The 5,427-nt window shown below is 73.5% G+C and carries 6 protein-coding genes and 1 pseudogene; 1 reads left to right on the top strand and 6 read right to left on the bottom strand.

The annotated features are described in order from the left end of the window. Window positions 1-958: pseudogene (gene mshA / locus RZ84_RS21050) on the bottom strand (D-inositol-3-phosphate glycosyltransferase); the annotation flags it as partial. Between the two features lie 223 nt (window positions 959-1,181). On the opposite strand from mshA, the gene RZ84_RS21045 reads away from it, so the two are divergent. Continuing rightward, window positions 1,182-2,021, top strand: a complete 840-nt coding sequence (locus RZ84_RS21045; RefSeq protein ID WP_043265591.1) for a class I SAM-dependent methyltransferase — start codon at window positions 1,182-1,184, stop codon at window positions 2,019-2,021. A gap of 9 nt (window positions 2,022-2,030) precedes the next feature. On the opposite strand, the gene RZ84_RS21040 is transcribed toward RZ84_RS21045, so the two are convergent. From RZ84_RS21040 to RZ84_RS41475, 5 genes are all read right to left on the bottom strand, one after another. Then, window positions 2,031-2,933 (bottom strand): helix-turn-helix domain-containing protein, encoded by a 903-nt coding sequence (locus RZ84_RS21040; RefSeq protein ID WP_052230062.1) that lies wholly within the window; start codon window positions 2,931-2,933, stop codon window positions 2,031-2,033. A gap of 60 nt (window positions 2,934-2,993) precedes the next feature. After that, window positions 2,994-3,359, bottom strand: coding sequence for a DUF397 domain-containing protein (locus RZ84_RS21035; protein ID WP_043265590.1), 366 nt, complete (start codon window positions 3,357-3,359; stop codon window positions 2,994-2,996). Continuing rightward, on the bottom strand, window positions 3,341-4,180 hold the full coding sequence (locus RZ84_RS21030) for a helix-turn-helix domain-containing protein (RefSeq protein ID WP_043265589.1): 840 nt from the start codon (window positions 4,178-4,180) through the stop codon (window positions 3,341-3,343). The genes RZ84_RS21035 and RZ84_RS21030 overlap by 19 nt, the downstream gene beginning before the upstream one ends. A 134-nt stretch (window positions 4,181-4,314) precedes the next feature. Beyond that, the gene (locus tag RZ84_RS21025) at window positions 4,315-4,743 is read right to left on the bottom strand and encodes an NUDIX hydrolase (protein ID WP_043265588.1); all 429 of its coding nucleotides are present in this window, start codon (window positions 4,741-4,743) and stop codon (window positions 4,315-4,317) included. A gap of 91 nt (window positions 4,744-4,834) precedes the next feature. Next, window positions 4,835-5,427 (bottom strand): CHAD domain-containing protein (locus tag RZ84_RS41475; RefSeq protein ID WP_241777791.1); only part of this gene is annotated, 593 nt, incomplete at its 5' end.

Here is a 5,427-nt window from a genome sequence, read left to right as displayed (position 1 = left end):
GGGGGAGCCGCTCCTGGCCGACCGGCGGGCGGAACTGCACCAGGTCGGCGATACCGAGCCGGGCGGCCAGCTTCTGGAGCCCCTCCGGCTTGGCCAGACCGCTGCCGCTGGGCCCGCCGACCACCGGGACGACCAGCCGGGACCGCAGCGAGGGGTCCTCGGCGAGCAGTGCGGCGGCGGCGCGCAGCAGGATGTCCGGGGCCTTCAGCGGCTGTATGCGGCCGGCGAAGAGCGGGATGACCGCGTCCTGCGGCAGCCCGAGGCGGCCCCGGGCGGCGGCCCGGCTCTCCGCGACCGCGGCGGGATCGAGGCCGCCGGCCGGCCGGAAGCGGTCGAGGTTGACGCCGGGGTGGACGACCGCGACCTTGCCGGGGTCGGCGTCGTAGTGCCGGATGAGCTCGTCGGCCTCCTCGGCGGTGTTGGCTATCAGGCGGTCGGCGGCGTCGACCACCTGCGTCTCGCCGATGACGCGGGCCGGCGGCTCGGGGGTGTCGCCGACGGCCAGCGCGGCGTTCTTGACCTTGGCCATGGTGTGCATGGCGTGCACCAGCGGCACCCGCCAGCGCTCGGCGGCCAGCCAGCCGACATGGCCGGAGAGCCAGTAGTGGGAGTGCACCAGGTCGTAGTAGCCGGGGCGGTGGCCCGCCCAGGTCTGCATCACGCCGTGGGTGAAGGCGCACAGCTGGGCCGGCAGCTCCTCCTTGGCCAGCCCCTCGTACGGGCCCGCGGCGACATGCCGGACCAGCACGCCGGGCGCCAGCTCGACGGCGGGCGGAAGGGAGGCCGTGGTGGCACGGGTGAAGATCTCCACCTCGATGTTGATGGCGGCGAGCTTCCTGGCCAGCTCGACGATGTAGACGTTCATCCCGCCGGCGTCACCGGTGCCGGGCTGGTGGAGCGGAGAGGTGTGCACGCTCAGCATCGCGACCCGGCGGGGCCGGCGGGGTCCCCCGGGCAGCCGCAGCCGTGCCGGGCCGGGGAACGGGCCGTGGGGTCGGCTGCGGAGCCGGGACACGTATTGGCTCACTGCGAGCTACCTCCTTGGCGTGGCGGGCGGCCCGCCTCCGCCCCCCTGCAACAACGCCGGCCGGCCATCCATTTCCGTCCGGCCCGTCCAGTCCGTACTTTGCCAAAGCGTGACCCGGAACCGCCCGCGCACCGGCACCCCATACCCTCGATGCATGGCCCGCCGCTCCCCCGTCTCCACCGCCGCCCCGGCGCCCGCGCCGTGCCGACCGGTCGGAAACGCCACCCGCGGCACCACCAACCCCAACCGGCTGCGCCGCATGGACCGCTGGATCGCGGCCGAGCACGGCGCCGCGCTGCGCCGCACCGCCGATCCGGTCGCCGTCGACCTGGGCTACGGCGCCGCCCCCTGGACCGCGCTGGAGCTGCTGGGAAGGCTGCGTACGGTGCGGCCGGACGCGCAGGTCGTCGGCGTCGAGATCGATCCGGCGCGGGTCGCCGCCGCCCGCCCGTACGCGCGCGCCGGGCTGGACTTCGTCCACGGCGGCTTCGAGGTGCCGCTCCCGGGCGAGCGGGGGCGCGCCCCGGTCCTCATACGGGCCGCGAACGTGCTGCGCCAGTACGACGAGGACGAGGTCACCGCCGTCTGGCAGCGGCTGTGCGCCCGGCTGGCACCCGGCGGGCTGCTGGTCGAGGGCACCTGTGACGAGATCGGGCGGCGGCACGTCTGGGTCGCGCTGGGCCCCGAGGGGCCCCGCACGGTCACCTTCGCGACCCGGCTCGGCTCCCTCGACACCCCCTCCGACCTGGCCGAACGGCTCCCCAAGGCGCTGATCCACCGCAATGTGCCGGGCGAGCCGGTGCACGCCTTCCTGCGCGACTTCGACCGCGCCTGGGCCACCGCCGCCCCCTTGGGCGCACTGGGCGCCCGGCAGCGGTGGCGGGCCGCCGTCCACTCCCTGTCGGCGGACTGGCCGCTGGCCGGCGACCCGCGGCGGCGCCGCCAGGGCGAGGTCACGGTGCGGTGGGAGGCACTGGCTCCGCGGGGCGGCTGACCCGCGCCGTTATGGTCTGCCCGATTGGGCCGGGCCCTGGACGGCGAGCGCGGCGCCGCCCACCCGGTCCGCCAGCTCCCGCAGCCGCCGCTCCGTCACCGAGCCCCGGGGTGCCGTGTACGTCACCAGCACCTGATCCGGATCCGTGCTCAGCCGCAGGCTCTCGAACGTGACGGTCAGCTCCCCGACCTCCGGATGCACGATCCGCTTGGTGCCGCGCAGGCACTCGTACACCCCCTGCGCGTCCCACAGCCGGCGGAACTCCGGGCTGCGGTCGAGGAGTTCGCCGACCACCTCGCAGATCCGCGGATCGTCCGGGTGCCGCCCGCTCTCGGCCCGCAGATTGCCGACGACCTCCTCGGCCTTCCTCTCCCATTCGGGGTGCAGCTCCCGCGCGGCCGGGTCGAGGAAGACCAGCAGCGCGGTGTTGCGCCGGTCCGGGGTGAGGCGTTCGAGGTCGAAGGCGAGCCGGCCGCCGAGCGCGTTCCAGGCCAGGATGTCCAGGCCGCGCCCCATGACCAGCGCCGGGACCACGGTGTCCATCGCGTCCAGCAGCTGCTGGATCTCGGGCCGTACGGTCTGCCGCGGCCTGCCCGGGGAGGGCGCGCACACCGCCGCCGCGCCGCGCCGCCGGGGCGCCGCGACGTTCCGCAGATACGACACCTCGCCGCCCGACAGCCGCAGCGCGCGGGCGATGGCGTCCAGCACGGAGTCGGAGATGGCGTGCGCCCGGCCCTGCTCGATGCGGGTGTAGTAGTCGACGCTGATCCCGGCGAGCTGGGCGACCTCCTCGCGCCGCAGCCCGCGGACCCGGCGGCGGTTGTACCCGCCGGGCAGACCCAGTTCGGCCGGGTCGAGCGCGGCACGGCGCGCCTTGAGGAACGAGCTGATCTCGATTTCCGCGTGCAGCATCAGTCCAGTATGCGTCGCACCCGCCGCCCGGGCTGAACGCCGGAACCCCTGCCTGCGGGCTCAGGCGGCGAACCCGCCCCGGCTGACGGCGGTGACGAAGGACTCCCAGGCGGCCGACCCGAAAACGAGCGCGGGGCCGTGGGAATCCTTGCTGTCGCGGACGGGGACGAGGGCCGGGAAGTCGTCGGAGACCTCTATGCAGTCGCCGCCGTCTGTGTTGCTGTGGGTGCTCTTGCGCCAGGTGGCGTTGGTCAGCAGGTCGTCGGAGACCTCGATGCACTGGCCGCCGTCCGGGTTGCTGTAGGTGCTCTTGCGCCAAGTGGCGTTGGTCAGCAGGTCGTCGGAGACCTCGATGCACTCGCCGCCACTCGTGTTGCTGTAACTGCTCTTACGCCACGTCACACCGCTCAGGTCGATGGCTCGCACGGCACTTCCTCCAGCATCCGGATGATGAACTTCCGCGATTCGGCCGGGCGCAGCGCCAGGTCACGCATCGCGTCATATCGGCGCTGCAAATCCTCAACCCTGCCGTTTTCCTCGATCAGTTCACCGCGATCGTCATTCTCGGTGTACGCCACGGTACGGCCGTCCGGCAGCCGCAGGAACATCGTGGGGGTGTTCATCAGACCATGAGGACCGGCGCTGAACAGCAGTACGTGGAGCGTGATGTTCGGGCACTCCGCCGCCTCCGCCAGGTACTCCAGCTGCTCCCGCCACTCCTGAGAGGCGCATAGCCGCGTGCGCAGCACCGCCTCGGAGAGGATGGCGCGAAACGGTGGTGCGTCATACCCCTCCAGCAACTTCCGCCGCCCTATGCGCGCCTCGACCTGCTGATCCAGTTCTTGACCCTTGAAACCGCCCGCGAGCGCTTCGCGCGCATACCCGGCCGTCTGGAGCAGGCCCGGCGGCGCGCTCACTGCGTAGTGCCAGAGACTCACCGCTTCCTGTTCCAGCGTCATGTACCTCCGGTACTGCTCCAGGAACTGCGCCGGATCCCCCACCGCCAACTCCCAGAGCGTCAGCAGAAGATCCCCTGTCCCGTAGTGCTGGGCCAGCGCCTCCACCACCTCAGGGCTCCCCAGCGTCTGCCCGTTCTCCATCTTCCCGAACAGGGACGCGTCCCAGCCGAGTACCTCGGCAAGCCGCCGCAGGCTGTCGCCCTTCTTCGCCCGCAGTAATCGCAGCTCCTCCGCGAACCGTCGGCGCGGCTCCGGGCTTCGTCCGGTGACGACCCTTCTCGGGGGCACGGCGACCTCCTCCGTGGAAGGTGTGGGACTTCCCGGCCATTCCCGTAACGGCCGGAGCACACACGGTAGTCACGCTCCGGCGCCCATGGCGGCGAAACGTCGGAAGAAGGGAACAGCGTCGGCCGCTGCCGCGTTCACAACCCCCGCCCGCTCACCCGGAGCACGCTGAGCAGCACCCCGACGAGCTCCCTGTCCCGGGGCTGAGTGAGGAGGTCCAGAGCCGCCTCGGGGGTCGCCCACAGCAGGCGGTCCACCTCCTTGTTGGGGAGAAAGCCGCCGCCGGTGGCCTCGGCGGCCCAGTAGTGGACCTCCTTGGGGCGAGTGCCCACCCGGTAGCGGACGGTGGGGAGTTCGGGGCCCAGCTCGCAGGTCATACCGGTCTCTTCCAGGACCTCGCGCAGCGCGCCCTGCCGGGCATCCTCCCGCGGCTTCAGCTTCCCCTTGGGGTAGGACCAGTCGTCCCACTTGGGCCGGTGGACCAGGGCGAGTTCGATCCCGCCGTGGGAGGGCGAGCGGCGCCACAGCACGCACCCCGCGGCGCGGATCGGTGCGGTGTCGGGCATCCGCCCCTCGCCTCCTCCCGGCCCCTTCCGGCCTGTTGCCTTTCCCATTGCCTTTCCCACGTCTCCCCCTGGGTGTTTCCCCTGCTTCGCCTCAGGCGCCGTGCTCGGCCGCTCTCGGCAGCCAGACCCGCCCGAAGGCGAACCGGGCCGCCTCGACCTCGTGCCGCTGATCGGCGTGCAGGACCCCGAGAGCGTACGCGGTGGCCGGCGCGATCCGCGGCGTACGGGCCGCGGTGGCGGCTGCGTCGGCGGCCTCGGCGGCGTCCCGGTGCAGCTCCAGCGCCCGGCCGGACTCGGCCAGCCGGGCGTCCGGGCGCTCCGGGGCGACCACCTCCTGGGCGTAGTGGCTCAGCCGGACCAGCAGCCGGACCTGGTGCCAGGGGGCGTCCTGGCGGTGGTCGGCGGCCAGCGCGGCGGCGTTGTAGGGGTGGCCGGCGCGGGCCAGCGGAAGCAGGGCGATCGCGTCGGCGAGCAGCCGGTGCGCCTGTTCGGCGAGCGGCGGCAGCTCCTCGGCGGCCGGCACCTCCGCCGCCACCCGGGCCAGCGGCGCCTCGGAGGCGAGCACCGCGACCGAGTCGGCGACCGCGTGGAAGCGGGAGGAGCCCAGCGCCTGGAGGGCGGCGGAGTGCGCGCGGGTCCGGGCGAGGGTGAGCTGGCGGTCGAGCAGCGCCCCGGCCCGCGCCG

It is taken from the genome of Streptomyces sp. CT34, from assembly GCF_000805335.1.
Classification (GTDB): domain Bacteria; phylum Actinomycetota; class Actinomycetes; order Streptomycetales; family Streptomycetaceae; genus Streptomyces.
This window is presented reverse-complemented; position numbering and strand designations above follow the sequence as displayed.

Coding starts and splice junctions, on each gene's coding strand:
- RZ84_RS21045 (WP_043265591.1), top strand. CDS start 1,182: ATGGCCCGCCGCTCCCCCGTCTCCACCGCCGCCCCGGCGCCCGCGCCG.
- RZ84_RS21040 (WP_052230062.1), bottom strand. CDS start 2,933: ATGCTGCACGCGGAAATCGAGATCAGCTCGTTCCTCAAGGCGCGCCGT.
- RZ84_RS21025 (WP_043265588.1), bottom strand. CDS start 4,743: ATGCCCGACACCGCACCGATCCGCGCCGCGGGGTGCGTGCTGTGGCGC.